General features: G+C 71.7%; 23 protein-coding genes. 10 read left to right on the plus strand and 13 right to left on the minus strand.

Going from position 1 to position 23863, the window contains the following annotated elements:
* Positions 1-27: 27 nt before the first annotated feature.
* Positions 28-495: an RICIN domain-containing protein gene (locus tag ACI1MP_RS37235; protein ID WP_404870904.1), complete on the plus strand. Its 468-nt coding sequence runs from the start codon at positions 28-30 to the stop codon at positions 493-495.
* A gap of 208 nt (positions 496-703) precedes the next feature.
* Here the strand turns inward: ACI1MP_RS37235 and ACI1MP_RS37240 are convergent, their stop codons facing one another.
* From ACI1MP_RS37240 to ACI1MP_RS37250, 3 genes are all read right to left on the minus strand, one after another.
* On the minus strand, positions 704-913 hold the full coding sequence (locus tag ACI1MP_RS37240) for a hypothetical protein (protein ID WP_404870905.1): 210 nt from the start codon (positions 911-913) through the stop codon (positions 704-706).
* Between the two features lie 109 nt (positions 914-1022).
* A complete protein-coding gene (locus tag ACI1MP_RS37245) occupies positions 1023-1349 on the minus strand; it encodes a hypothetical protein (protein ID WP_404870906.1) in 327 nt (108 codons plus the stop codon).
* On the minus strand, positions 1346-1684 hold the full coding sequence (locus ACI1MP_RS37250) for a hypothetical protein (RefSeq protein ID WP_404870907.1): 339 nt from the start codon (positions 1682-1684) through the stop codon (positions 1346-1348). The genes ACI1MP_RS37245 and ACI1MP_RS37250 overlap by 4 nt, the downstream gene beginning before the upstream one ends.
* A gap of 180 nt (positions 1685-1864) precedes the next feature.
* On the opposite strand from ACI1MP_RS37250, the gene ACI1MP_RS37255 reads away from it, so the two are divergent.
* On the plus strand, positions 1865-2095 hold the full coding sequence (locus tag ACI1MP_RS37255; protein ID WP_404870908.1) for a hypothetical protein: 231 nt from the start codon (positions 1865-1867) through the stop codon (positions 2093-2095).
* Positions 2096-2478: 383 nt separating this feature from the next.
* On the opposite strand, the gene ACI1MP_RS37260 is transcribed toward ACI1MP_RS37255, so the two are convergent.
* Both ACI1MP_RS37260 and ACI1MP_RS37265 read right to left on the minus strand, forming a co-directional pair.
* Positions 2479-2601, minus strand: coding sequence for a hypothetical protein (locus ACI1MP_RS37260; RefSeq protein WP_404870909.1), 123 nt, complete (start codon positions 2599-2601; stop codon positions 2479-2481).
* A gap of 463 nt (positions 2602-3064) precedes the next feature.
* On the minus strand, positions 3065-3289 hold the full coding sequence (locus ACI1MP_RS37265) for a hypothetical protein (RefSeq protein WP_404870910.1): 225 nt from the start codon (positions 3287-3289) through the stop codon (positions 3065-3067).
* Between the two features lie 125 nt (positions 3290-3414).
* Here ACI1MP_RS37265 and ACI1MP_RS37270 point away from each other — a divergent pair, with 125 nt between their 5' ends.
* Together ACI1MP_RS37270 and ACI1MP_RS37275 are read left to right on the plus strand one after the other, a co-directional pair.
* The gene (locus ACI1MP_RS37270; RefSeq protein WP_404870911.1) at positions 3415-3735 is read left to right on the plus strand and encodes a hypothetical protein; all 321 of its coding nucleotides are present in this window, start codon (positions 3415-3417) and stop codon (positions 3733-3735) included.
* A 361-nt stretch (positions 3736-4096) separates the two neighbouring features.
* Positions 4097-5311 (plus strand): IS30 family transposase, encoded by a 1215-nt coding sequence (locus ACI1MP_RS37275; protein ID WP_404871018.1) that lies wholly within the window; start codon positions 4097-4099, stop codon positions 5309-5311.
* Positions 5312-5967: 656 nt separating this feature from the next.
* Here the strand turns inward: ACI1MP_RS37275 and ACI1MP_RS37280 are convergent.
* Positions 5968-6681: an HNH endonuclease family protein gene (locus ACI1MP_RS37280; RefSeq protein ID WP_404870912.1), complete on the minus strand. Its 714-nt coding sequence runs from the start codon at positions 6679-6681 to the stop codon at positions 5968-5970.
* 171 nt (positions 6682-6852) lie between these two features.
* Here ACI1MP_RS37280 and ACI1MP_RS37285 point away from each other — a divergent pair, with 171 nt between their 5' ends.
* Positions 6853-7611, plus strand: a complete 759-nt coding sequence (locus ACI1MP_RS37285) for a hypothetical protein (RefSeq protein WP_404870913.1) — start codon at positions 6853-6855, stop codon at positions 7609-7611.
* Positions 7612-7926: 315 nt separating this feature from the next.
* Here the strand turns inward: ACI1MP_RS37285 and ACI1MP_RS37290 are convergent, their stop codons facing one another.
* The 5 genes from ACI1MP_RS37290 to ACI1MP_RS37310 form a co-directional block, all read right to left on the minus strand.
* The gene (locus tag ACI1MP_RS37290) at positions 7927-8682 is read right to left on the minus strand and encodes a hypothetical protein (RefSeq protein ID WP_404870914.1); all 756 of its coding nucleotides are present in this window, start codon (positions 8680-8682) and stop codon (positions 7927-7929) included.
* 137 nt (positions 8683-8819) lie between these two features.
* Positions 8820-9587, minus strand: coding sequence for a hypothetical protein (locus ACI1MP_RS37295; RefSeq protein ID WP_404870915.1), 768 nt, complete (start codon positions 9585-9587; stop codon positions 8820-8822).
* A gap of 69 nt (positions 9588-9656) precedes the next feature.
* A complete protein-coding gene (locus ACI1MP_RS37300; protein ID WP_404870916.1) occupies positions 9657-10061 on the minus strand; it encodes a DUF6009 family protein in 405 nt (134 codons plus the stop codon).
* Complete coding sequence (locus tag ACI1MP_RS37305; protein ID WP_404870917.1) at positions 10058-11752, minus strand: phage/plasmid primase, P4 family; 1695 nt, start codon at positions 11750-11752, stop codon at positions 10058-10060. The genes ACI1MP_RS37300 and ACI1MP_RS37305 overlap by 4 nt, the downstream gene beginning before the upstream one ends.
* Entirely contained in the window at positions 11749-12777 is a 1029-nt protein-coding gene (locus ACI1MP_RS37310) for a bifunctional DNA primase/polymerase (RefSeq protein ID WP_404871019.1), read from the minus strand. Before ACI1MP_RS37310 ends, ACI1MP_RS37305 begins: the two co-directional genes overlap by 4 nt.
* A 1180-nt stretch (positions 12778-13957) precedes the next feature.
* Between ACI1MP_RS37310 and ACI1MP_RS37315 the strand changes: the two genes are divergently transcribed.
* From ACI1MP_RS37315 to ACI1MP_RS37335, 5 genes are all read left to right on the plus strand, one after another.
* Positions 13958-14167 carry a hypothetical protein gene (locus ACI1MP_RS37315; protein ID WP_404870918.1) on the plus strand — a complete coding sequence of 70 codons (210 nt, stop codon included), beginning with the start codon at positions 13958-13960 and terminating at the stop codon, positions 14165-14167.
* A 223-nt stretch (positions 14168-14390) separates the two neighbouring features.
* Positions 14391-18530: an SNF2-related protein gene (locus ACI1MP_RS37320; RefSeq protein ID WP_404870919.1), complete on the plus strand. Its 4140-nt coding sequence runs from the start codon at positions 14391-14393 to the stop codon at positions 18528-18530.
* Entirely contained in the window at positions 18530-19801 is a 1272-nt protein-coding gene (locus ACI1MP_RS37325; protein WP_404870920.1) for a hypothetical protein, read from the plus strand. Before ACI1MP_RS37320 ends, ACI1MP_RS37325 begins: the two co-directional genes overlap by 1 nt.
* A gap of 263 nt (positions 19802-20064) precedes the next feature.
* A complete protein-coding gene (locus ACI1MP_RS37330; RefSeq protein WP_404870921.1) occupies positions 20065-20409 on the plus strand; it encodes a hypothetical protein in 345 nt (114 codons plus the stop codon).
* 15 nt (positions 20410-20424) lie between these two features.
* Entirely contained in the window at positions 20425-21282 is an 858-nt protein-coding gene (locus tag ACI1MP_RS37335; protein WP_404870922.1) for a hypothetical protein, read from the plus strand.
* Between the two features lie 175 nt (positions 21283-21457).
* Here ACI1MP_RS37335 and ACI1MP_RS37340 read toward each other — a convergent pair whose 3' ends face one another.
* Together ACI1MP_RS37340 and ACI1MP_RS37345 are read right to left on the minus strand one after the other, a co-directional pair.
* The gene (locus ACI1MP_RS37340) at positions 21458-22333 is read right to left on the minus strand and encodes a hypothetical protein (protein ID WP_404870923.1); all 876 of its coding nucleotides are present in this window, start codon (positions 22331-22333) and stop codon (positions 21458-21460) included.
* Complete coding sequence (locus ACI1MP_RS37345) at positions 22330-22995, minus strand: RNA polymerase sigma factor (protein WP_404870924.1); 666 nt, start codon at positions 22993-22995, stop codon at positions 22330-22332. Before ACI1MP_RS37345 ends, ACI1MP_RS37340 begins: the two co-directional genes overlap by 4 nt.
* Positions 22996-23863 lie beyond the last annotated feature (868 nt).

The following is a 23863-nucleotide window of genomic DNA, read 5'->3' on the forward strand; positions in this document are numbered from 1 at the left end:
TCTCGTACCTCCAGGTCTCTCGGTGCCGTGATCACCGTCCTGCTCTGCGCGCTGACGGTCCCCGCCTACGGCGCCCCGAGCACCACTGCCCAGCCGGCCTCACAGACGGACGTCGGCCCGGGGGGCCAGCGGCTCACGCCCGCCGAGGTGAAGGACCTCGCACGTCTGACACCCGCACAATTCGCCCGTACGCAAGAGTCTCTGTCGCGATCCTCGACGGCTGCCACGTTCTACAAGCTCATCAACGACAACAGCCGCAGGTGTCTGGCGATCGGATCGAGCAGCACTGAAAACGGCGCCCACGCCATCCAGTGGGACTGCCTCGCCAACAGCCCCGGGCAAATCTGGTACAACGACGGAAACCACATCGTCAACTACGCCAGCGCCAAGTGTCTGGCGATCGGGTCGAGCAACCCCGACAACGGCGCCCACGCCATCCAGTGGGAGGCGACCAACAGTATGGGACAGATGTGGACCCGATCGTGGATCGCGTGACAGGGCGTCAGGCGCCGCTGCCGTACCGATCTCGGTGAGCACGGATTCGAATGCGGTAGCTCGATCGGGCGATCACCGGTCTGTCCGCGCATGAAGACAGGGCCTCTTGGCGCAGCTCGGGGTTGTTGAGACCCTGAGCCCGCGAGGAGGCTCTGTTGTCGCTGTTCTACGCCCTCGCACCGGCCAGCGCCTGCTCGGCCCTGACGGCTCAGGTCGGCACGTCGGGGTCCTGGACGGTGGCGAGGTATCCAGGTCCGAGCCGGCGGCGGCCGGGCGGCGCGGCGGGGACGTCGGCGGCGGTGTCCGGCTCCGTGCTTGCGATGCGCTCGGCGGGCAGCAGGCGCACGTGCTCGTCGGGAGCGGGAGCGGTGGGGTCCTGGGCGAGGTAGCCGGGTCCGAGCCGGCGACGGGCGGCCATGGGCCCCAGTCTGACCGGCGGTCAGCAGCCCGACGACCACGCGCTCCTCCGGTCCAGGCGTGGCCGTCGTTCGGGCCGCCCGGACCGGACGCCGTCGCCGACCCAACGCTTACGGCTCCGGGTGCAGCAGATCCTCGGGAACGACGGCGGCGATCCGCACCGTCGGCGGCCACGGCGGCGCGGGGGCGAAGGCGTGCACGACATTGACCGCGGGCCGTCCGGCGGCCGCGTCGTCCTCGATCCGGGTGGAGTACAGCTCGATCCGCTGACCGCCCTCGACGACCGTGCGGATCAGCCGGCCGAGCCGCGGCCGCAGCTCGAGTTCGGCGCGCAGCGCCTCCAGCACCTGGTCCGCGCCGAGTTCCTTGGCGCGCCGGGCGGCGCGGTCGGTGACCGCCGCAACCACACCGTGCGCGGCGTCGTCCGGGTGGTTCACTCGGCGTCCTGCCGGGCCAGCAGGTCGGCGACCGTCTCGTCGATCGCGGCGGCGGCGTCGCGGTCGGCGGCGAGCAGGACGCGGCCGCGGTAGGCGGCGACGATCTCGGCGACAGCGACCAGGTCGACGACGGCGGGCACCTGGTCGACCTCATCGAGGCGGTCGACCGGCACCCGGCGCAGCAGTTGCTCGGCGAGTTCGGTGTCCAGGCGCTCGGCGTCGCCCGGGTAGCCGTGGCCGGCGCGCAGCGCGGCCCGCAGTTCCTGCACCGTGTTCATCGGCGGCAGCCCGAAGCGGCCGCCGCCGTGCCCGTGTTCAGCGGGCTGGGCGCTCATCCCCATCAACCCCTCTCCCTGTCGGCATGTCCCGGCGCCGGGCCGGGCCCTTGTGGTGTCGACGGTAGCCGCCTTGGGGCCGCCGTGGGGCTGTATGCAGGCGAGGACCCCTGACACTCGACGGACGGCCACCGGGGCGGCAACCCCGGACCGCACGGGCGTGCGGTCGACGATGGGGCGGTGTCCGCCACCGATGACTTCCCTGAGGATCTGCTCGATCTCCAGCACCGCTGGTACGCCGCCGAGGCCGCCTGGGCCGCCGACCCCACCGAGGAGAAGCAGCACGCGTTCGCCGACATCGGTGCCGAGCTGCATGCCCACCCGTACTGGGCCACCACCGACAACCGGCACAAGGCGATCCAGAAGCTCAAGCGGGCGGCCCTCGACGCCGCGCAGAACACCGCCGGCTGATCCCCGCACGGACGAGTGCCGGGAGGCCGGTTCCGACACCCGACGGCGGCACCCGGAGGCGACCCGTGCGCCCGGACAGAAGAGGTACGGTGGCCGCGGGGTTGTATTACCCCTGATGCATCAGGTGGGGGTCGTCCCCACCACCCGGAGCCGAAGGCGAACCCGGCCTGTCGCCCGCCTGGCGACCGGCACCGGGCCCGCGACCGGCACCGGGCCGTGTGCAAAGAACCCCCGGCCACTGCTTCTGGCCGGGGGTTCTTCCGTGTCGGCCCTCTAGGGCCGGGGGCGCGGGCGGCTGGCTGCCGTCCACTGCGGTCCGCTCCCGCATGTGCGGAACGGACGTTCACGGGCGGCTGGCTGCCGCCCGCCCGGACCCGCGGCCGTCATCGGCCGACGAACCCGGCGATCGCCCCCACCACCGCCGCCATCGCGCTGATGACTCCGGCGTTGCGGCGCAGCCAGCGGCCGAACCGCTCCAGGCGAGCTGGATCGTGGTGATCGTTCAAGGTGTTCCTCCTCGCTCGTGTCGGCCGGACTTCCGGCCTTCGGGCGGGAGCGGGTAGGTCACCCCGAAGGGCTGGAAAGGACGCTACTCCACCCACGGCACGCTTCTACGTCGACCGGCCTGGGCGACCACCCGCCGAAACACCCGTACGAAAACATGCCAAATCGCGCCTCCTGCAACGCGCTGACATCCCCTCACCCGGTTGACCTGCGACAATCCCGCAGCCCCGGAACGGGGGCACGGACATCCCGACGCGCTCGAACGCGGTTGCCGACGATCCCGGATCGCCACCGCGCCACCAGGCGAAACCACGGCTCCGGCGCTGCTCAGAGCGCTGCGCCAGGTCATCCCGTACGACAGGCGACGGGCGACGGGCGACGGCCCAACTGCCGGATCGGGTGGATCGGCGGGCCCTCGGCGGCGAGTTCCCACGGAAGATGTCGGAAAAGGTACCCGGCGGCGGATCACGGGTGCGGGCCGATCCGCACCACCTCGATGCCGCCGTCGCTCGTCCAGGTCCAGTGGATGCGCCAGCCGCTGCCGGCGCTGACGCGCGAGCCGTAGACGCGGTCTCCGAGGTGGCCGGGCAGCGCGTGGTGGCGGTGGGTGCGCAGGCCGGGATGGCGCGGGTCGGCGGCCAGTCGCTGGAGGGCGCGGGTGGCGGCCGGGGTGTAGGTGATGGTGGGCACGGCGAGTCTCCTTCTGTCTGCAGGCATGCGAAAGGGCCCGCCACCAGTGGGTGGCGGGCCCTTATTCCTTGGCAGGGTGGTTACTGGTCGCTCGTGGCTTTCTGTTCGGGGTCGAGGGCGATGAGATGCAGCAGGTGGAGAAGACGGTCGGCGGTGCCGGGCGCGGTGTGCGCGCGGAGCTTGCCGTCGAGGCCGACGTCGGCGCGCCACAGGGCGGCCGCGTCGTACAGGACGCGGGTGCGCCCCGGGGCGACGACCGGGCCGGCGTCCGGGCCGATGCGGCGCAGCGCGGTGTGGAGCGAGGCGAGTTGTTCGGCGGGGCGCCGCTGGACGACGGGGGTGTGGTCGGCGAGCGCGTCGCGCTATGCGGCCTTCTGCCAAGCGGGCTACGGCCGTTGCGGAAGCCCTCAACCACCCTGGCACCGTGCGGGCCGAGCCCCGCGTAGGCGATCCGTCCGGGCCAGCCGCCGACATCGACGGGCCGGCGGCAGGGCGGCCGGGCGGTAGGTGACGGTGGGCACGGCGAAGTCCTCCTTCGTGTCTGCGGACATGCGAAAGGCCCGCCCGGGACTTCTTAGGTTCTAGCGGTCCTCGCAACACCCACGATCTGTGGGAGTTGCGAGGACCATGGGCGGCAAGAGGCTCGATCCGAAGTTGAAGAAGCTGTTCTTCGAACGGCTTGATGCCGTGGGGAGTGTTTCCCCCGTAGCGCGCGAGCTGGGGCTGAACCGGAACACGGCGTTCACGCTGGCTCGCAAGGCCGGCATGAGCACCAAGCGCCTGGGACATCCCGCGCGCGAGGAGTACGTGAAGCTGCGGGCTGAGGGCGTCTCCAGGCGGCAGGCGGCCAGGCGGGTCGGGGTGAACCCTCGCACAGCCCAGGATTGGGACTGGGGCATCCGGAAGTCCAGCAACTCGCGGCTCTACCCCGACGGCCGGCGTGTGAACTACACGACGGGAACCGTCACGATGTCCGACGTGATCATCGCTGTCCCGGCGAGGCCGGTGAGCCTCAAGTCCCTGGAGAAGAAGCTCCACCCCAGGCTGCTCTCGCTCTCCGAGCGCGAGCGGATACGCGACCTGCTTGCCGCCGGTCAGTCGATGCGGGCCATCGGACGGGCCCTGGGGCGCTCGGCCAGCACCATCTCGCGCGAGCTGCGGAACAACTCGGCAGCCGCCGACTACCACCCCTACGCGGCGCACAGGGTCGCCGCCTCGCGCCGGCCTCGCCCGAAGGAGCGCAAGCTGCTGCGCGAAGGTCCGCTGCGCGGCTTCGTCCAGGACGGCCTGCGCCGGCGTTGGTCCCCGGAACAGATCTGCCACGCTCTGGCCAAGACCCATCCGGACGACCAGAGCATGCGGGTGAGCGTGGAAACGATCTACCAGGCGTTGTACTGCCAGGCCCGCGGCGGCCTGAAGCGGGAGATCCAGGCGGCCGTTCGCACCGGTCGCACGCGCCGCAAGCCGCGCCGGCACCCTGAGCGGCGCACTTCCCGGTTCGTCGACCCGATGGTGATGATCAGCGACCGTCCCGCCGACGTCGAGGACCGGGCCGTGCCGGGCCACTGGGAAGGCGACCTGATCGTCGGCGCGGGCGGGCGCTCCGCGATAGCCACCCTGGTCGAGCGCAGCACCCGCTACACCATGCTGGTCCACCTGCCGGGCGAGACCCACGACGCCGAGACCGTCCGCGACGGGCTCGTCCGCGCCGTCCAGACCCTGCCCGCCCACCTGCGCGGCTCGCTCACCTGGGACCAGGGCGCCGAGATGGCACGCCACAAGCAGTTCAGCATGGCCACCGACATGCCCGTCTACTTCTGCGACCCGGCCTCGCCCTGGCAGCGCGGCTCGAACGAGAACACCAACGGACTGCTGCGGCAGTACTTCCCGAAGGGCACCGAACTGAGCGTTCACGGTCCCGAAGACCTCGAACACGTCGCCCAGGAACTCAACGGCCGCCCACGCAAGACGCTCGGCTGGGATACCCCAGCCGAGCGTCTACGTGATCTACTCACCGTCTGAAACCAAGCGGTGTTGCGACGACCCCTAGAACCTAAGCTTCCGGGGCGGGCCTTGGTTCTGTGCTGCTGGTCGGATAGAGGTGCGGGCGGGTCAGGTCTCGGTGCGGTCGTCGAAGAGGTATTCGCCGATCCGGGCAATGCTCCATTCCATGAGCTGGGCGAGGCCGGAGCCGGTACGAACACGCGACGATCCGCCCGCTCCCGGCCGCGCGGACGGCGTGACCGGCGCGTCGACTGCGCAGACCGCCCGCCAGGTCAGTCCCTCACGGGGCGACCGTCGAACAGCAGGACCGTCCCACCCTACCGGTGGGCGTGCCGGAGCGAGACGGCCCAGTCGACCTGCTCGGGCTGAAGGAACGCCATCCACCCCTCCCAGGTCCGCCACGCGTGCCCGTCGTGCTCCGCGCTCAACTGCACCGGCCGGCCCGCCGGGACCGGGTCGGCCGCGAACGCGAAGCCGACGACCGGTGGCCAACCCCCGGCCGCGCAGCGGTAGTCGACAGCCGGCGGGCGCAGCGGTGCGGCGGGGCCCGATATCGGTCTCCTGGCGAGTTCGCGCAGGGCGGCGGCCAGGGCGTGCTCGCCAGTGTCAGGGAGGCCGGCGGGCGGCTGCCGCCGTGTCGGCCTCCCCGGTGGTGCGCGGGCGGGAGTCGGTGGTCAGCGGGCGAGTGTGACGGTGAGCGCCTCGTTGGGGCAGGCGGTAGCGAGGCGGTGGAGAGTGTCGGCCTCGGCCTGGTCGATCGACAGGCCCCAGCGGGTCTTCACCACGGTCCAGTCGGTGATGTAGGTGCAGCGGTAGTCGGCCGCGGGCGGGAGCCACTCGGTGACGTCCTTGTCGGCCTTGCTGCGGTTGGACTTCGCGGAGACGGCGATCAGCGCGCGCGGCTCGTCGAGGTCGTTGGCGTAGGCCTGGCGCTCGGCCGCGGACCAGGCGGAGGCACCGGAGTCCCAGGCCTCGGCGAGCGGCACAACGTGGTCGACATCGAGGAGCTTGGCGTCGTTCAGGACCAGGTCGTCGTACTTCGACAGCCACGTGCCGCCCGTCAGCACGCAGCCCGCGCCGATCGCCGGCGCGGTGACCGCCTCCGCGATCAGCACCTCCGCCCGGGTGTTGCAGCCGTTCTTGTCCGCGTCGATCCAGTGCCGGAACTTCGTGCGCTCGTACCCGGTGCGGTCCTCGGCCGCGACGGGCAGCGCGTCGATCGCCTCCCGCAGCGTGGTGGTGACCTCCTCACCCGCTGCGCGATGCCGCGCGGCGGCCGCACGGACGGCCTCTCCTGGCGCGGGGGTGTCGGCGGCGCCGGCCGGGACGGCGAGCAGCACGGCGGTCGCGGCGGACAGGGCGGCGGCGAGAACGGGGCGGATGCGCACGGGCAGCACTCTCCAGAGGGACCGGGTACGGACAGCAGTGCCCGGCCCAACCGCGGTGCCCGCACCTGGTTGCGGCCCCGGGTTCAAAGATCACCCGGACGAGGTGCACGCCCGGACACGGGGTGGCACGGGCTGCACCCGTCGGCTCGCGGCCTGACGCTGGGAGCCGTGATGTCGTGGGCGCTGCCGGAGCCGATGCTCGCCGAGCCGGTGAGCAGCCCGGTGCTGCCCGCGGGGTGGGCAGCGGAGCCGAAGTGGGACGGGTACCGGGCCGGGCCGCTGGTCGGTCGGGGCGGGCGGGTGGTGTTGCGGTCGCGGCGCGGGGCGGAGATGGCGGCGGAGTTCCCGGAGATCGTGCGCGCCGCCCAGGAGGAGTTGGGCGAGGGCTGCGCGCTGGACGGTGAGCTGGTGGTGTGGGAGGCGGGCCGGTTGGCGTTCGAGCGGCTGCAGCGGCGGCTCGCTTCGCGCGGGGCTCGGGTCGGGCAGGCGGCGAAGGAGTGGCCGGCGCACTTCGTGGCCTTCGACCTGCTGCATGACGGTGAGCGGGATCTGACCGGGTGGCCGTTCCGGCGGCGCAGGGCCGCGCTGGAGGAGTTGTTCGCCGGGCTGCCGACGGCGGGGCCGCTGGCGCTGTGCCCGTCGACGACCGGCCCGGCGCCGGCGACCGAGTGGCTCGGGGTGGACCGCGGCCGGCCTGGAGGGCCTGTGTTTCAAGCGGTCGGACGAGCGGTGTCTGCCTGGCCGTCGGGCGTGGCGGAGGTACCGGGTCCGCACGACCACGGCGGCGGTCGTCGGCGCGGTCACCGGCACCCCGGCGGCGCCGGACACGGTGCTGCTCGGCCGCTGGAACCGGGACGGGCAGCTGCGCCACGTCGGCCGCACCGCCACCCCGAACCCCCGCCCTGGCCCGCTACCCGACCGGGCGGCTGACGCCTGCCCGGGCCGGACACCCATGGACGGGGCGGACGTTCTCCGCCGGGCGGGGCAGCCGGGAGACGGTCGACGTCCGCCCGGTCGAGCCCGAGGTGGTGCCGGAGGTCTCCGCCGACACCGCTCGCGACAGCGCAGGGCGTTGGCGCCCACCCCGTCCACGCCCACCGCATCCGCGCCCACCGCATCCGCACCGACCTCACACCGGGCGACCCACCGCCCGCCCTGACCACCAGTGAGACCCGCAGTGCCGAGCCTGGCATGGCGCGACTGAGGTGTGGCGTGCCCGGCGCCGAGTGGGGGCGCGAGCTGTTGTCAGAAGGGCGGGCTGTCGAGGAACCAGCCGGGGGCGGGCGGATCGGTGGTGAAGGGACTGCGGTCGTCGTCGCCGGGGCGGGTGAGGCCGGTGGTGTCGTGTCCCCAGGCGGTCAGGGTGTCGAGGGCCTGCTGGCGGCGCCACCGGACGTCGCCGGCGAGCAGGAGACGGCGGGCACGGGCGGCGAGGTCGTCGCGGTGCGGGGCCAGGGCGGGGTGTTCGGCGAGGGCGAGAGCGGCGGCCAGCGCGGTGTCACGGACGGCAGCGTCCGGGTCGTCGAGGAACGGCGCGACGGCCTGGTGGAGCACCGGCCGCAGTGCGCGGACGGCGACCATGGCCGGGTAGCCGTCCAGGTAGCGCCCGTCGAAGTGACGGTCGCCCACGGCGACGCACGCGTCGTCGAAGTCGAGGGCGAGATCCGCGAGCCAGCCCAGCAGCAGCGCGCCCACACCGTCCGCCGCCCCCGGCCGGCACAGTGCGCGCCGGGCGAGGAGCGCCGCAACGAACAGAGCAGTCGCAGGGGTCGCTCCGTAGATGCTGTTCTGGTGCCGCACCGGCTCAAGACCGCCCAGGGCCTCACGGGCGTCGGACACCGCCAGGTCCTCGTCCAGCAACCGCACCAGAACCCGCGGCAGCTTCACCCCGGCCCCGTACGCAGTCTCCAACGCCGGCCACTTCGTCCCGCGCAGCACCGCCCACGGATCCGGCAGGACATCAGGCACCGGGCCGGCAGGGTGCGGGTCGATCATGATCACCGCCCGAACCTACAACCCGCAACCGACAGACCCGGCGCACGGCGTCCTCTGGCCCCGGAGTGGCACGGTGGGGGACGGGTTCAGGCCTCGATGGTGACGAAGAAGCCGGGCAGCGGTTGGAATCTGGTTCTCCCCGCTCAATCCGATGGCTCGGGTGCCTCGTCGGCACGCGGGGGTGGAACGACGGGGAGCGTGGTCGCGGCCCGTCTCCTTGCGGAGTGCGGGTCGGAGGCCTCGGTGTCCTTCGCGGTTCGGCACAGCTCCCCGAGCCCGGCTCCGCAGGAAGCGCATGATGCGGCCTGGGCGGCGGTGAGGTGGTGGCGGTAGCGGTGCCGGGGCGCGTGGCTGCCGCCGGCGGTGAGTCCGTTCGGCTGCCGACACGCCTCGCCCGTCTCGGCCCGGCAGTACGAGCAGGGAACGGTCAGTGCCTGAGCTTCCTGGCGTCCCCGTTCCTCCGCTCGTGCCCGTGCCGCTTCTTCCTGGACACGGCGCTCGGCCTCCTGCCGGGCCAGACGTTCCTGCTGGATTCGCCTCCAAGTGTCCGGGTGATTGCGGCACGCGCCGTTGACGACGAGGTTCCACTGGCAGGTGGCGCCGTTTCGGGTCTTCGCTCCGCAGCGGTTGCGCTCGTGCCCGTCGCCGTGATGCGGGCAGGGATCGAACCGGGTGTCGACCTTGCAGGGCCGACCCGTGGTCGCACCGATGACTCCGCACAGCTCGCCGCGGACGTCATGCTCGCCCGCCCGCGCGATGCTCTCGGCGAGTTCCGGCCAGTTGTCCGCGGTCGCGGCGCTGCGCCACCACTGCGGGGAGGCGAGGACACTGACCCATCCGGTGCCGTCGGTGCTTACCCGCGCCGCTGGCAGGTCTCCTGTCGGCGGGTTGGTGGTGTCGGTCTTGGTCATGGCCGCACGGTAGGGCATGCGGCCGCCGGCAGATTGCGCGGCTGCGGACGGGCGGGTCCGTTGCGGCGGTCAGGCGCGCGGGAGCAGTATGCCGAGTTCGACCATCGCGGGGGATGCGGGGCCGCCCTGGGAGCGCTCGGTCTTGGCGCCCTTGACGGTGGGGGCGATGGTGCGGGGGTCGACGGCTTCGGAGGGGGCGCCGGTGGCGTAGAGGCCGTGGGGCTCGGTGTCCCGGTCGTGGGGCAGGAGCCAGAAGACCCTGCGTCGGAAGGTGCCGGATGCCCGGGAGGCGCGGGCGGAGGGACCGAGGACGGCGTAGCCGACCATGCGTCCGGCGCTGTGGTAGGGGGGTTTGCCCTTGCGGGAGTTGAGTCGCTCGAGGGATTGGCGGACGTAGTCGAGGTGCTCGGTGTCCTCGAGCCAGACGATGTCCGTTTCGTGGGCGAGGTCGGCGGGGTCGATCAGGGCGCTCACGGCTGCGGCTCCTCGTCGGCCACAAGGAGGCCGATCCCTGGGTAGTACTTGCGGGAGTTGGACAGGACCATCTCTTTCGGGGAGGTCATACCCAGTGTCTCGCGCACTCGTGCGGCGAATGCGCGGGCGCTTGCGGGGGTGGCGCCTTCTTCTGCGCACCAGCGGCTGTAGGCGCCGTAGAGCTGGGATTGCTCGGCGCGCAGTCCGTCGGCAATCTTGCAGGCGTCGGTGAGGAAGCGGCCGGTGCTGTCCTCGGTCTCGGCGTAGGCGGTGGTGGCGAGCTGGACGCTCTGGGGGCCGGTGAGGTCCTTATCGCCGGAGAAGTAGCGGCGGGCGCCGGCGACGAGCCAGGCGAGGATGCCGGGGCCTTCTTCGGCGACGAGGAGGCTCGCCAGGTTGTCGATCTTGCGGTCTTCTGCGACGACGCGTTCGAAGGGGATCAGGCGCATGCGGCGCCAGAACGCGAAGCCGCCGGAGTTGACCTCGGGGCGGTGGTTGCCGAGCAGCCACAGCTTGTGGGTCGGGGTGAAGGAGAAGAAGTCCTGGCGCATCCGCCGCGCCTTGATCTTGTCGCCGCCGGTGAGTTGCTTGAAGCGGCCCTCGTCGAAGCGGTCGCCGGGCTTGAGTTCGGAGCACAGGATGATGCGGCGGCCGTGGAGTTCGGCGAGGTCGGTGGGGTGGCCGTCGAAGGCCTTGGCCATGAGGAAGCCGGGCGGCGCGGCGTCGGCGTAGTCGCCCATGAGCTGGAGCATGACGTCGAGGAGGACGGACTTGCCGTTCTTCCCTTTGCCGTACAGGAACGGCATGATCTGCGCGCCGACGTCGCCGGAGATGGAGTAGCCCAGGCACCGGTGGAGGAAGTCGATCATCTCCCGGCCGGCCGGGTCGGTGCCGAAGGTGTCCTCCAGGAAGCGGAACCACCGCGGGGTGGCCATCTCGACGGGCGCGACGGTGGTGGACCGGGAATGCTTCTGGGTCCGCGGGTCGGGCGGGCGGACCAGGCCTGTACGCAGGTCGACGACACCGCCGGGGGTGCACAGCGCGTACGGGTCGGCGTCCAGTGTGAAGGCGTGCATGACCATGCCCGGTGCGGCCTTGGCCTGATCGAGCATGGCGTTCATGCCGCTGGTGGACAGGGCTCGGCGGCGGTGGAGACGCAGTTCGGTGGTGGTGTGGGTGCCGGTGGGGTCGTGGACGCCGAGTTGTTCGGCGAGGTCACCGGCGGCCCACAGGACGCTGTCGGTCTCGTCGATCTGCCAGCGGTGGCCCGCCCAGCTGTACCAGCCCAGTCCTGGGACGTACCGGTAGTCGCCTCCGTAGAGGCGGACGAACAGCTTGGCGTTGCCGCGGTCGCTGAGGGAGTCGGGCAGCAGCCCCGTCGCGGTGACCGTGGGCACCACGGGTGCCGTCGGCACAACGGCGGCCGGCGGGGGCGTCGTCGGAGGTGTCACCGGCTGCCCTGCGGTCACCGGCCCTGTGGTGGGGAATGCCGGTACGGGAGGGGGTACATGGGTCTGCAGGTCGAAGAAGCTTCCCTGCGTTGCGACGAACGCTGCCAGGGTGGTCTGCCCCGGCAGGACCGCTGCTGCCGAGCCGGCCTGGGCCGTGGTGGGCGGCGCGGCGGCCAGGATCTGCTGAGCGGCGGCCATCGGATCGAACTCTCCCGTCCCAGCGGTGTCGGTGGGGTTCATGAGCGTCCTCGGGGGTGAAACGGGTGCCGGGCGCCCGCCGCCAGCGCGGCGCGAATGATCGACTCGCTGCGGCGGTGCTGGTGAGGGCGGGCTGCCTGGGCTGCGCTGGTCAGGAGTTCCTCGGCGTGGTCTTCGGTGAGCAGTCCGGCTGCGGCGAGTCCGCCGGCGGTGAAGGCTGCCCGGTTGAGCTTTTCGGAGAAGGCGGTGCCTTCGGGGGTGCCGGCGCAGGCGCGGACGTCGTCGAGCAGGGTGGCCAGTGCTTTCGGCGTCGAGGTGTGGCCGGCGTGGGCGGTGACGGCCTGGCGGGCGCGCGGCGGGGGCATGGCGGCCGGTGCGGCGGCGGGCTGGTCTGCGTGGTGGGTGCGCAGTAGTTCGGCGGCGAGCCAGGTGGGCAGGGGGGCGGGGGTTCTGGTGTCGCCGATGGCGGTGTAGGTGCCGGCGGTCGTGGTGGTGCCCGGGGCGATGATGTAGCCGCCGTGGGCTCGGACGTCGACCTGCCAGGCGAGGGCGCGCGTCTTGCCGGAGCCGGAGGAGGAGCGGACGGCGAGGTGGGGATGCGCCTGGTACCAGACGTGGGTGCCGCCGGACGGGGTCCGGACCCGCAGGGTGCCGGTGTCGTCAGCGGGACTGGGCTTGCCTCGCAGGGCTGCGAGCAGGCCGAGGGTGTGGAAGCCGTTGGCCAGGCCGGTGAGGTCGACGTGGTCGGGGATGTCGATGCCGGGCAGGAGCCTGCTGCGGTCGGGGACCGTGGCGGCATGGGCGTCGACGTCGATGACGACCAGGCCGGCGGGGCCGCAGGCGATGCCGACGCCGAAGGCCGGGTTCGCCGTCCACCAAGCGGTGACGGTTGCGGGGTCGGTGGTGGCGGCGAGGAAGCCGTGGCACCAGCGGCCTGCCCTCAGGCAGGGGCAGCCGTCGGCGGTGTGCCTGCGGGCCGCACAGCTGCTGCAGTTGGCGGCAGGGAGCTTGCTGCCCGGGGTCAGCGGGTGAACGGGCCATCCCCTGTTTGCGCACCAGCGGGCCAGGTCGGCGGGGCGTGCAGGGGTGCTGCTGGTGGGCGTGGTGGCCGGCACCTTGGCGTTCCTCCCCGGCTTGTCGGCCCGTGGCGTGGGCCGTTCCTCAGTCGCTGTCGCATTTGTGCTGGTCAGAGCGCTTGCAGCGACTGAAGCGACTCAGTTTCCAACATGGGCCCACACCTTATCCGAGCCGGGGGCCTGTACGTGCGGATCCACCGTTTTGCTGCTCCAGCGACTGGGGGGTGGTGCGAGCGACCGAAGTGCTTCGGTCGCTGGACATGGTCGCTGGGGAAAACTGCAGGTCAGCAGCCTGGTGGTGGCTGTTCAGCGACTGAAGCGACTGAAGGTCGGGTGTATGAACGCGTACACGCGCACGCGAATGTCGTCATATGTCCAACCCAGAGTCGCTTCAGTCGCTGCCAGGCAACGGAAATGGCCTCTGACCTGCGAAAACGTGCAGCGACTCACACCAGCGACCCAAGCGACCCAGCCACTGCCGGTCGCTCCCACCACCTAGCGACCCAAGCGACCGGGGATCAAACAAAGGCCCACCGTCAGTCGATGGTCGGGCGTGTCGCCTTCGAACGTTCCGCTGGTGCGGTAGACCTGGCCCAGCGACTGGGGGGTGGTGCGAGCGACCGAAGTGCTTCGGTCGCTGGACATGGTCGCTGGGGAAAACTGCAGGTCAGCAGCCTGGTGGTGGCTGTTCAGCGACTGAAGCGACTGAAGGTCGGGTGTATGAACGCGTACACGCGCACGCGAATGTCGTCATATGTCCAACCCAGAGTCGCTTCAGTCGCTGCCAGGCAACGAAAGTGGCCTCTGACCTGCGAAAAACCGGAGCAACTCACACCAGCGACCCAAGCGACCCAGCCACTGCCGGTCGCTCCCACCACCCAGCGACCCAAGCGACCGACAGGCGATGGCTGGAGAGGCGGCAGGCACGCGGGTGGTGCGTTTGATGACAGGCAGTCCTTGAGCTGCGGGCCTGGACGACGACCTGCAGCACGCTGCTGAGTGCGCCTGCAAGGCCGATGAGGTCGTCCGGGCCGTCGCCCACGTCTCCCAAGGGCTGGTCTAGGTCGACGACGCCGACCGGGTGTGCCTGGTCCTCCCCTCCGGTCCGAGCAATCCCGGCCACGGCCGGCCGCAGGCCGGTGCCGGAGAGGACAGCAACGGGTGGAACGGGTTGCTGCTCTTCACCGCCGCCTGGCCTGCGGTCCCATCCGCGCTGAACTCCGCCGCCAAAGGTGCCCATTTCCTGTCCCTGTACGGCTACGCCCCGAAAGTGACCGCGGCGCTTCGCGGTGAGCAGCGGGCCGAGTTCGATGGCGTGCAGTCGGTCATGGGCGCTGGCGGTGCTAGCAGCGGCCTGGTCCGGGCCGTATCGGGTGAGTAGGTGTTGCTCGGGGATGGTGGTGGTGGGCAGGACTTCGCGCGCCACGACCGTCGTGGCGGTCGTGATCAGCCGTCAACTGTCTTGCCGGGCAGGAGAATGAGATGTGCTGTTGTTCGCCGCGCCTTTGGAGTGTGCTGTGCCGGTTGACTCCCGTCGCCCTGTCCCCGCCCCGGCAGCTGGGTCCTCCACGTTGGAGCTGCCGGTTTCGAGCAGGTGGGAGGCGATGCCGGAGAAAGCGTTCTCGGTGGCGCTGCAGAAGAGCATCGAGACCGGCCGGCGCGACCCGTTGATGGTGCGGGAGAGCGTTCGGCGGGCCAAGGCCGGGAGGGTGCCGGTTCGCGACGCCCAGGCTCTGCTGCTGTGCACGGGCGACCAGGCGTGGCAGGCGGCCCGGGAGGCCGTGCTGCAGTGGCTGACCAACCGGCCCGAGTTCGCGTCGGCGGTGCTGGCCACGCACACCCAGTTGGTCATGAAGCCCCCGGCGCGGGCTGTCGCCGAGGGATCGGGGCCCAACGGCTTCTTCTGCCGGGCTGCGGTCGACCTCCCGGACGGAACCGTCGAGGGGCCCGTGACGTGGGGGTCGAAGCGGAAGCCCACGCGGCAGCAGGCGATGCTGGCGCTCGTCGCCCAGCTCGCCGGGATGGATCTGCCAGCCTCCGAGGAACTGCCGTCGCCGGGACCGGAGCAGATCGTGGACGCGATTCCCCAGGGCCCCCTCGTGACAACTCGGTGGGACGGCCTGGGCCGCGACCGATTCTCCGACGCGCTCAGGGAACTCGTCGTCTCCGGCGCACCGGAGAGGGACCTGCTGCAGGAGTTGGACGACCGTGCGCTCGACGGCCGCGTGTCGCCCAAGGACTGGCTGGTCATCCTGACCCGGGGAGGGCCTTCCTGGGAGAAGGCCAAGGCGCTGGCGCTGCGCGTCATCGACGAGGTGCCGGGGCTGGCCGCGCACGTCATGAATATGCTGCGGCAGCAGACCGGTGCGCCGCCGGTCGAGTTCAGTGAGGAGCGGCTCGGCCCCGACCACGGCCCGGAGTTCGAAGTCGTCGCGTCCATGGCCACCGAGAACGGTCCCGTCAGCGGCCAACCGCAACGGGCCGGCGCCAGGAAGACGGCGCGGGACCGGGCTGTCACCTCGCTCATGGCCGTGATCGCGGGAATGCCGGATCCGCCGGCGGCCGGCGAGCAGCTCGAGGCGTTGCCGAGGGCGCTGCGGCGCCCGGCCGGCGCCAACCCGTTGACGACGCTGAACGGGGTCGTCGTGGCGGGGCTGGCGTCCAGGCCGGTGTACGACTTCGACATCGCCCAGGGCGTGCACCGGTGCCGGGTACGGACGCTGGTGGACGGCCGGGTGGTGGAGGCCGTCGCGAGCGCGAGCACCAAGCAGGAAGCGAAGAGCGCGTCGGCGACCCGGTTGTTGATGCGTCTTCGAGGTGCGTACCTCGACCCCGACTCCGCGCCCGCCGTGCCCGAAGCGCCTGTGCCCGCACTTCCGGGCTCCGCGGTGCGTGCGCCGGCGGGGGGAGCAGTGCCCGCTCCGCGGGCGGAGCCGTCGACGCCGAGCCCTGACTGGGCGAGCGCCCGCGATGCCATCGGCTGGGCGCTGGCCTCCGGGTGCGCACTGCTGTTCCACCCCGCCTGCCCTGACCACCTGCTCGTCTACCGCGCCGACGGCTCACCCGTGCACAGCGCCGCCCCACCTGCTCCACTGGCGCCGGCCGAGGCGGACGTCGTTCTCCAGATGCCGACCGGGGGCCCCTGGCGAACCACGGTGCAGGCCTGGGCCGCCCCCTTGCCCGTGCTGCTCCCCTTCCTGGCCGCTCCGGAGCCAACCGCGCATCCGGCCGTCCTCGGCTGGGCCGGCGTGGTGCGCCTGGCGCTTCGGGTGGTCGCCGCCGGCGCGGTAGTCCCTTCGATCGACCACGCCGGTCGCGACAGGTGGCGGCCCGCTCCCTGCACCGCCCTGGATGTCGAACTGGCGAGGGCGGCGGCCGCGCTGCCGCCATTCGCCCACGCCGTCACCGCGGCTGCCGGACCGCTGCGAATCCGTCCCCCGCTTCCGGCCGCGGGATCGGTGCTCGACGACCTGGTCGACCTTCTCGTCCGCGGACCTGGTGCCGCCCTGCTCCACGGCGACGGCGCGTTCGCCTCCCCGCCCCGACTGCAGAACCCGAACGTCCAGCAATGGGCCGACGCGGTGGAGCGGAACCTCGACCCGTGCCCCGAGCCGGAGCTGATCCTGGCCGTCCAGGCGCCGGGGCCCGACGGCCCCCTGCACCGCGATGGAGAGCCGGTTCTTGCCGCACGGCTGACGTTCCGCGACGACTCCGCGCCCGCAGCACGGCAGGGCCGCGGCACGCGACGCGTACTGCGCCGCGGCGCGGCCGTCTGGCCCCCGCTGACCCGGCTGGCCCACGCCCGGCTGTCCGATGTTCTCGAGCTCAGCGTCGGCGAGGCCGCCGAGCTGCTCGGATCGGCGGCCGAGGAATTGGAGGATGCCGGGATCCAGCTGCGCTGGCCACCGGAGCTGGCCGACGCGCTCGGCTCCTACACCGTCGTCGGAACAGGTTCGGCGCACGCGGACGACCGCGGCCTGACCATGGAGGCGATGCTCGACTGGCGCTGGCAGCTCACCATCGACGACTGCGACCTGACCGACGCGGAGATGGACGAACTGGCCGAAGCGGCCCGACCGCTCGTGCGCCTGCGGGACCGCTGGATCCTCACCGATCCCCTGCAGCTCGCCCGCGCCCGATCCCGACACCTGGGCCAACTTCCCACCCGCGAAGCGCTGACCTCCGCACTGGCCGGCTCACTGCTCGTCGACGGAGCCCTCGTGGCGTGCCGCCCGGCAGGAGGCTTGGCCGCGATCGTCACCGCACTGCGATCGGGCGACACCGCAAGCCCTCCCGTCCCTCCCCCGCCGGGCCTGACCGCCAGGCTGCGCCCGTACCAGCAACGCGGATACCAGTGGCTGGTCCAGCTCTTCGGCCTGCACCTGAACCCGCTCCTCGCCGACGACATGGGACTGGGCAAGACCCTGGTGACGCTGGCGGCGGTGCTGCACCGGCGCCAGGCCACCTCCCGCCCGGTCCTGGTGGTGTGCCCCACCTCGCTGCTGGACGTCTGGGAGCAGCAGGCCGCGGCGTTCGCCCCGTCGCTGAGGGTGCTGCGCCACCACGGTCAGGGGCGGACGCTTCCGCCGGATCTGTCGGCGGGCGCGGTGGTGGTCACCACCTACGGAACGCTGGTCCGCGACGTCGAGCAGCTCGGTCGGCACCACTGGGACCTGGTCGTCGCCGACGAGGCGCACACGGTCAACAGCGGGACCAGCCAGGCGTCGATCGCGATCCGCACCTTGACGGCCGATGCCCGGCTCGGTGTCACCGGTACGCCGGTGGAGAACCGGAGCGAGGAGATGTGGGCCCTGCAGGACTGGTTGAACCCGGGGCTGCTCGGCAGCCGCGCGGCGTTCCGGGCCCGGATCGGCCGGCACACGGCTCGTGACGCCGACGGCGACGCGGCGTACTTGTTGAGAAGGATCACCGGCCCGTTCGTGCTGCGGCGCCTCAAGACGGACCCCGAGATCGCGCCGGACCTGCCGGCCAAGGTGCAGGCGCTGCATCCGGTGTCGTTGAGCACGGAGCAGGCGGCGCTGTACGAGGCGTTGGTCCGCGAGACGGTGGAGGACCTGCGCGGCCGCCCGCGGGCCGCTCGCCAGGGACGGGTGCTGGCTCTTCTGCAGGACCTGCGGAAGATCGTCAACGACCCGGCGCTCTACCTGGGCGAGCAGGTCGATGCCGTCGCGGCGGACCTGGCGGCGGCCCGCTCGCGGTCCGCGAAGCTGGATGTGCTGCTCGACCTGGTCGCCGAGGCCCGCACCGCCGGCGAACAGATCCTCGTCTGCGTCAACTACCTGCCGATCGGGAACCTGCTGACGGCGTGCCTGAACGCGGCCGGCCACCGGGCGGAGTTCTTCCAGGGATCGACCCCGCCGAAGGCCCGCACCCGCATGGTCGACGACTTCCAGGCCGGCCGCCTGCCTGTGCTGGTGCTGTCCGTCCGTGCCGGCGGCACCGGGCTGACGCTGACCGCCGCCACCGAGGTCATCCACTACGACTCCCCCTGGACGAGCACCGCCCGCGACCAAGCGTCCGACCGCGCGTTCCGGATCGGACAGACCCGCACCGTCCACGTACGGCACCTGGTTGCCCGGGGGACCGTCGAGGAGCGGATCGAGAAGGTCGTCACCCACAAGAGCACCCTCGCCGACGCCGTCCTGCCCGCGGGCGAGCACGCCTTCGCCGACATGGACGAGATGGACCTGACGGCCCTCGTCACCCTCGCAGGACAGAGCTGATGACCACCGACACCATCGCAACCGCCGCCGGCGACCTGTTCGCCGACGCCCTGATGCAGGCCCTCATCGCCTCCGCCGGGAACCTGCACACACTCCTCGACACCACCCGGACACTCCCCCACACCGCCTACACCGGCCAGCTCAACACCACCGTGACCGCCCGTGTCCGTGCCACCGTCGCCGCACCGGGCTCCACCCGGGCCAGCGCGTCCCTCCACCTCGGCTTCCTCACGGAACAGCAGTGGGACGAAACCGCCGGCGCCCTCGCCACCCGGCGCGATGCCCTGGCCGCACTCATGTCCGGCCGAGTCCACCCCGACCTCCTCGACCCCGACAACACCGCCGGCCACACGCTGGTCCCCGCGAACATCGGCTTCGAGTGCACCGCACACCCTCCGACCGCCCTCCACCCCGACGGACGCCTGTGCGAGCACACGGCCATCCTCGCCCACGCCCTGGCCGGCCGCTTCCGCGCCCAACCCTCCGCCCTGCTCACGATCCGCGGCTGCTCCCTGGGACGGCTCGGGGCCAAGCTCCGAACAGCCCTGACCACGACCCACCGGGCTGCCGCCGATACCGCCGCGCCCGCGCCTGCGGTCACCCCGCCGCCGCTCGACGCCGCCAGCAGCCCGGTGCGCGCCGACGACGCCTACAGCCTCTGGCAGGTGGCAGCCGCCCAACCGGCCTCCGCGCCTGCTGACTTCGCCGTGCCGGCGCCGGAGTACGGGCTGCCGACGCCGCCCCCGGGGGTGAGCCCCGGCATCGCCGACATGGTCGCTGCCGCTGCCCAGTACGCCCAGGATGTCCTGCGGGGCGCAGCCGTCGAAGAGCTGGACGAGCTCGTGGACGCTGTCCGCCATCTCTCAACGCCCCTCGGAGCACCGCTGCTGGAGACGGTGGCCGGCCGTCTCGGCCGAAGCCCCGCCGAGACCCGGGAGCTCGTCCTGGCGTACCGGCACGGCGGCGCGGCCGGCGTCCACGCCGCGGCGGGCCCGTTGCCGGCCTCGGACACCGAGGTGGAGCACGCCCAGGAAGCCGTCATCTCGGCGCAGCCGACCGCCCGGGGCTCGCTCCGGGCGAGCGGCAACCAGATCACCAACGACAGCGCCGGAGTTCAGCTACGACTCGGCCCGGACAGGCGCTGGTATCCGTTCGCAGTCGGCCTGACCGGGCGATGGCAGCCCGTCCCCGGACCGTCGCGCGACCCTGCGGCCGCCTACCGCGCGGCCCGCACGGTACGGAGCACACGACCCCGCAGACCGCAGCCCTGACGTTGGCCGAAGCAGGAATCACCAGGTGCTCAGGAGTGGCCCGGCCGCGGTCAGCGGTGGCTTCGTTCAGCGCAGCCGCGCCTTGTGACCGTACGACCATGCAGCAAGCAACAGCGATGGGGTGCCGCGCTCTGCTGCTCCTCCCACCTGCTGCACACCAGCGAGTAGCGCGACCAGTTCGGGGCAGCACCGGTGCTGCCCCGAACTGACGGGGATCCGCGGAAGTTCCCTCGACGGTGGGCCGATGCGGGCAGACTGGGGCGGTGACCACCCTGCGGCTGCTCCACCAACGCCTGCGCACCACCGTGTACTCATGGGTCAACACCGGCGACGCGGCTTCGCAGCGGCGCCGGTGGGGCATCTGGTTCGTCGTCAGCTGTGTCGTGGCGTGGATCTGCACCTTCGCGCTTTCGAGGCTCGGTCCGCTGATGAGCCTCAGCCCGGTCGGGCAGGACCGCCTGGTGCTGGCCTCGCTGTTGAGCACACTCACCGGCGCCCTGGCTTGGGCCTCGTTGAAGCCGGGCCGCTTCTCCCCGTGGACGGTACTGGCCGGTGTCGGCACCGGGGTGGTGCTCTGGGTGCTGGTCATCAGCGCCCTGGTCGTCTGACAGCAAGGAGGATTCATGCGGGCCTGGCACAAGCCGGAGACAGAAACCGAGACCTTTGCGCGCTGCCTGGGGCACTACGCCGCCGCCGTAGCCGAGGCTCTGATCGCCGACGGCCTGTCCGTCCGTGTCGGCAGTGTCTCGGGCCCCTGCATGGTCTGGGAGGACTCAAAGGACGTCGACGGTCCTGACGTCGAGGTCTTCCAGGATGCCAAGGTGCACTTGTACTTCGGCCGCGAGTTCCGCAAGCACGTCGGCTCGGGCAAGGGTTGCGAGCTGATCTGGGCGGCCGACTCCGGCTGGTACTTCTTCATCGACGACGCCAATGTGAAGTACGCGGAGGCGATGGCCGCGGCACGCTGGATGGGCGCCGGTCTGGTCCCCGAACCCAAGCGCGTCGTCCAGTTCGTCTCGGCGCTGCGCCTGGATCTCGGCGCGTCCGGTAGTACGGAGCGTCCGTACTACCGGACGGCGGGCGAGAATCCCGAAGCCGTGGTCTCCCGACTCGAGCCCTATGTGCCGAAGCGATTCCACGGGCAGCTGGTGACCGGGCAGATGCCTTGGGAGTATCGGCACAGCTGGCACCGAAACAGACTCGTCAGCGGCCAGGTCGTCTCGACTATGACCGACGAGCCGAACGAGCCATGGGTAGACGTTCCGATGCGTGCCTCCGAGGTTCGGGCCCTGCTCCGGCTCATCCAGGTCCTGGAGATGACGGCGGACTTCCCTTCGACACTGACGACGCTGAGCCACAGCCTGGTCGAAGACCTGCACTCCCGCCTTGCCGCGCAGGAGGAACCGGAGCAGCACCAGCGAGGCCTGCTGGAAGCCTTCAGGCTCAAGAAGCACTTCGAGAAGTACCCGCTGACGGACTGAACAGCGCAGGCCCTCTCCTCCCCGCGGGAGCGAGTTCCTCGGTGGTGGCGGGTGTCCGGCGGAGAACCTCAGTGCGGCCAGTTCGCCGTCTGGGCCCGTGAGACTGCGGCTTCAAGCGCCCGGTGGGCGTGGTGCACCCGTGCGTGCTCGTGGTTCGGGTGTCCGGGCGGGCGGGTCAGCAGTGTCCTGCCAGTTCCTCCAGCCTGCTGGCGAGTCGGGGGCCGGGGCGGCGGGCGATGCCGTCGAAGTTGGCGGCGTCGGCGGGGTCGGCGTGCACGACCAGGCGGTCGACCTCGTCGACGAGGTCGGCGGTGGGCTGGGCGTTATCGGCCGGGCACCCGGGTGGCATGACGGTCGTGATGACCTTGAAGTAGCCGGGCAGCGGCGGCACGGCGGGCGGCACACTCGGACCGTCGCCATCGGCGAGGCAGCCCTCGGTGAACCAGAACTCCGCCTCGTCGAGTTCGCCGTGCTGCAGGTGGTGGAGGTAGATGGCGAACGCGGCCGTCCGGTCGCCGGCCCCGGCTGCGATCCTCCACCAGAAAGCGGCGGAGAGCGGGTGGCCGGCCAGGTGGAGCAGGCAGCCGAAGACTCTGGCGCCCTCGATCTCCAGGTCGGTGTCGAAGACCGCGATGGGCCCGTTGTCGTTGCGGGCGAAGCGGGCCAGCATGGCCAGCGCCTTGGGGCCGGTGATCGCCGTCCGGGAGAGCGAGTTGAGGCGGAGCCGGGCCCGGTTGTAGACGCGCCACCAGTCGGGCTCCTGGTAGCAGCCCGCCCGGTGGCGCGCGACGTCCTCGGCGATCCGCCCCAGTGCGGCGCCCAGGCCCGGTCCGCCGGCCGGGCCCGCGGCGGGGGGCGGGTCGGCCTCGCGCGCGGCGAGGACCAGGTCCACCGCCACCGCCCGGTGGGCGGTGGACATCCAGCCGGCGGGCCCGGCGTGGCCGCCGGTCGCGGTGTCGGTGACGAGTTCGAGGTCGCGGTCATGGTCGGCGAGGCGGTGCCCGGGACGCGGGGTGTTCCGGTCCGGGGGCCCGGCGAGTGGCTCGGTCACCGGCGGTCTCCTCTGTTGCGGCGGGTAGTGGTGGGCTTCAGGAGGCTCAGCGGGCGCAGCTCTGCGTCGAGCTGGTCCATGGCGCGGCTCAGGTCGCGGTCCACCGTGCTCGGGTGCGTCTTCAGGAACCAGGCGATGAAGTGGCTGGAGCGTCCGGCCGCCTTCAGGATGACGATGTCGAACTGACGGGGTGTGAGGGTGCCGAGCCGGGCGAGGAGTTGGTTCATGGGGTCCCAGTCCTCGGCCTGCTCGCTGCCGATCTTCGCGGTGGGCAGTGCGGAGCGCATCAGTTCCAGGATGTCGCGCAATCGGCCGATGCGGGCGACGAACCGCGGATCGCGTTCGATGGTGCGGACCTCGGCGCGGATGGCGTGGCAGAGCATGCCGAAGGCGGTGACCACGACGTCGGGGCCGGCCAGGAGCTGGTGCCAGTGGATCGAGATCGCGACGAGGACTTCGTGGACCACCTTGTCCGCGGCCTCCGGGCCGCCGAGGACTTCCTCGGCGAAGCGCAGGTAGGAAGCGCGGTGGGTGAGGACGAAGGCCTCGTAGTCGACGGGCATCCCGTCCACCGGCAGCTCTACGGCCGCGCCGAACATGTTGGTGTCGGGTTCGTGGCCGGGCTGGTCGGGGCCTATGGCGAACAGGGAGTCGTCGTTCACTCAGGCCTCCCGCTGCCGACCGGAGCGCGGTCGGGCCGCGCGGCGGCGGCCGCGGGAAGAGGTGTGGCGCGCTGTGCGGCGGCCTGGGGCGCACAGGAGCGAGGTGGTTTTCATGGGGGCGACCTTTTGTGGCTGATGCGGCGTCATCTTGCGTTCGCCGCGGTCCGCTTCGGACCTGCAATCAGCAAATCAGCCGACCCCTGTCTTTCACGCACCCCGGGCGAACGAATTTTACGGAGAGATTACGAACCGCAACGGAGCGTGATGGCTGCGCCTCGGACTAGACCAATACGCCGCCATCTCCGCCGACCGCGCAGCCACCCTCGAAACAGTGACGTCAACACGGACAGTGATGGATGGCATGCCTAACGTGATCGACGCCACAGTGCGGCCGCCCCGCGGCTGCCGGGCCGAGACCGATCGGTGCCGACAGGAACGGTCGCAGCCGATCCAGCGCCTCGGGTGACCTGCCGGGACGGGGAAAGGGTGACCGGATGGCTACCGCCTCGCGCTGATGGAGGGGTCCGGTCCTGGTAGGGGCCGGTGTTCGACTGATCTGTATTCGCCCTTCGCCGCCCCTGATCGTCACCCTCCGTGCATGATGCGCGCCCGTCGCGGCAGTGGCGCAGAAAGTCGGATCCAACAGCCACGCGAGGGGAGGCCCCCGGGAGCTACACCCTTCTCCCGGAGCCTCCCCTCGAAGGCCTTTGCGAAGATCTAGCCGCATAGGCCCGCCGCGGTAGTCGGATTCAAGCTCCGGCTACCTGTCCCCCCACGCCCTGCCCTGCGCCTCCCGCACTGCTTGCGCGTCGGCATTGGCCTTTTTCTCCGCCATCTCCCGCGCGTGCTGCCTGTCCGCCTCCTCCTG

Origin of the sequence: Kitasatospora griseola, from assembly GCF_044999035.1 — a bacterium.
GTDB classification, from domain to species: Bacteria; Actinomycetota; Actinomycetes; order Streptomycetales; family Streptomycetaceae; genus Kitasatospora; species Kitasatospora griseola.

Coding starts and splice junctions, on each gene's coding strand:
- ACI1MP_RS37240 (WP_404870905.1), bottom strand. CDS start 913: ATGGCCGCCCGTCGCCGGCTCGGACCCGGCTACCTCGCCCAGGACCCC.
- ACI1MP_RS37250 (WP_404870907.1), bottom strand. CDS start 1,684: ATGAGCGCCCAGCCCGCTGAACACGGGCACGGCGGCGGCCGCTTCGGG.
- ACI1MP_RS37270 (WP_404870911.1), top strand. CDS start 3,415: ATGCAGCAGGTGGAGAAGACGGTCGGCGGTGCCGGGCGCGGTGTGCGC.
- ACI1MP_RS37285 (WP_404870913.1), top strand. CDS start 6,853: ATGTCGTGGGCGCTGCCGGAGCCGATGCTCGCCGAGCCGGTGAGCAGC.
- ACI1MP_RS37295 (WP_404870915.1), bottom strand. CDS start 9,587: ATGACCAAGACCGACACCACCAACCCGCCGACAGGAGACCTGCCAGCG.
- ACI1MP_RS37305 (WP_404870917.1), bottom strand. CDS start 11,752: ATGAACCCCACCGACACCGCTGGGACGGGAGAGTTCGATCCGATGGCC.
- ACI1MP_RS37320 (WP_404870919.1), top strand. CDS start 14,391: ATGCCGGAGAAAGCGTTCTCGGTGGCGCTGCAGAAGAGCATCGAGACC.
- ACI1MP_RS37325 (WP_404870920.1), top strand. CDS start 18,530: ATGACCACCGACACCATCGCAACCGCCGCCGGCGACCTGTTCGCCGAC.
- ACI1MP_RS37335 (WP_404870922.1), top strand. CDS start 20,425: ATGCGGGCCTGGCACAAGCCGGAGACAGAAACCGAGACCTTTGCGCGC.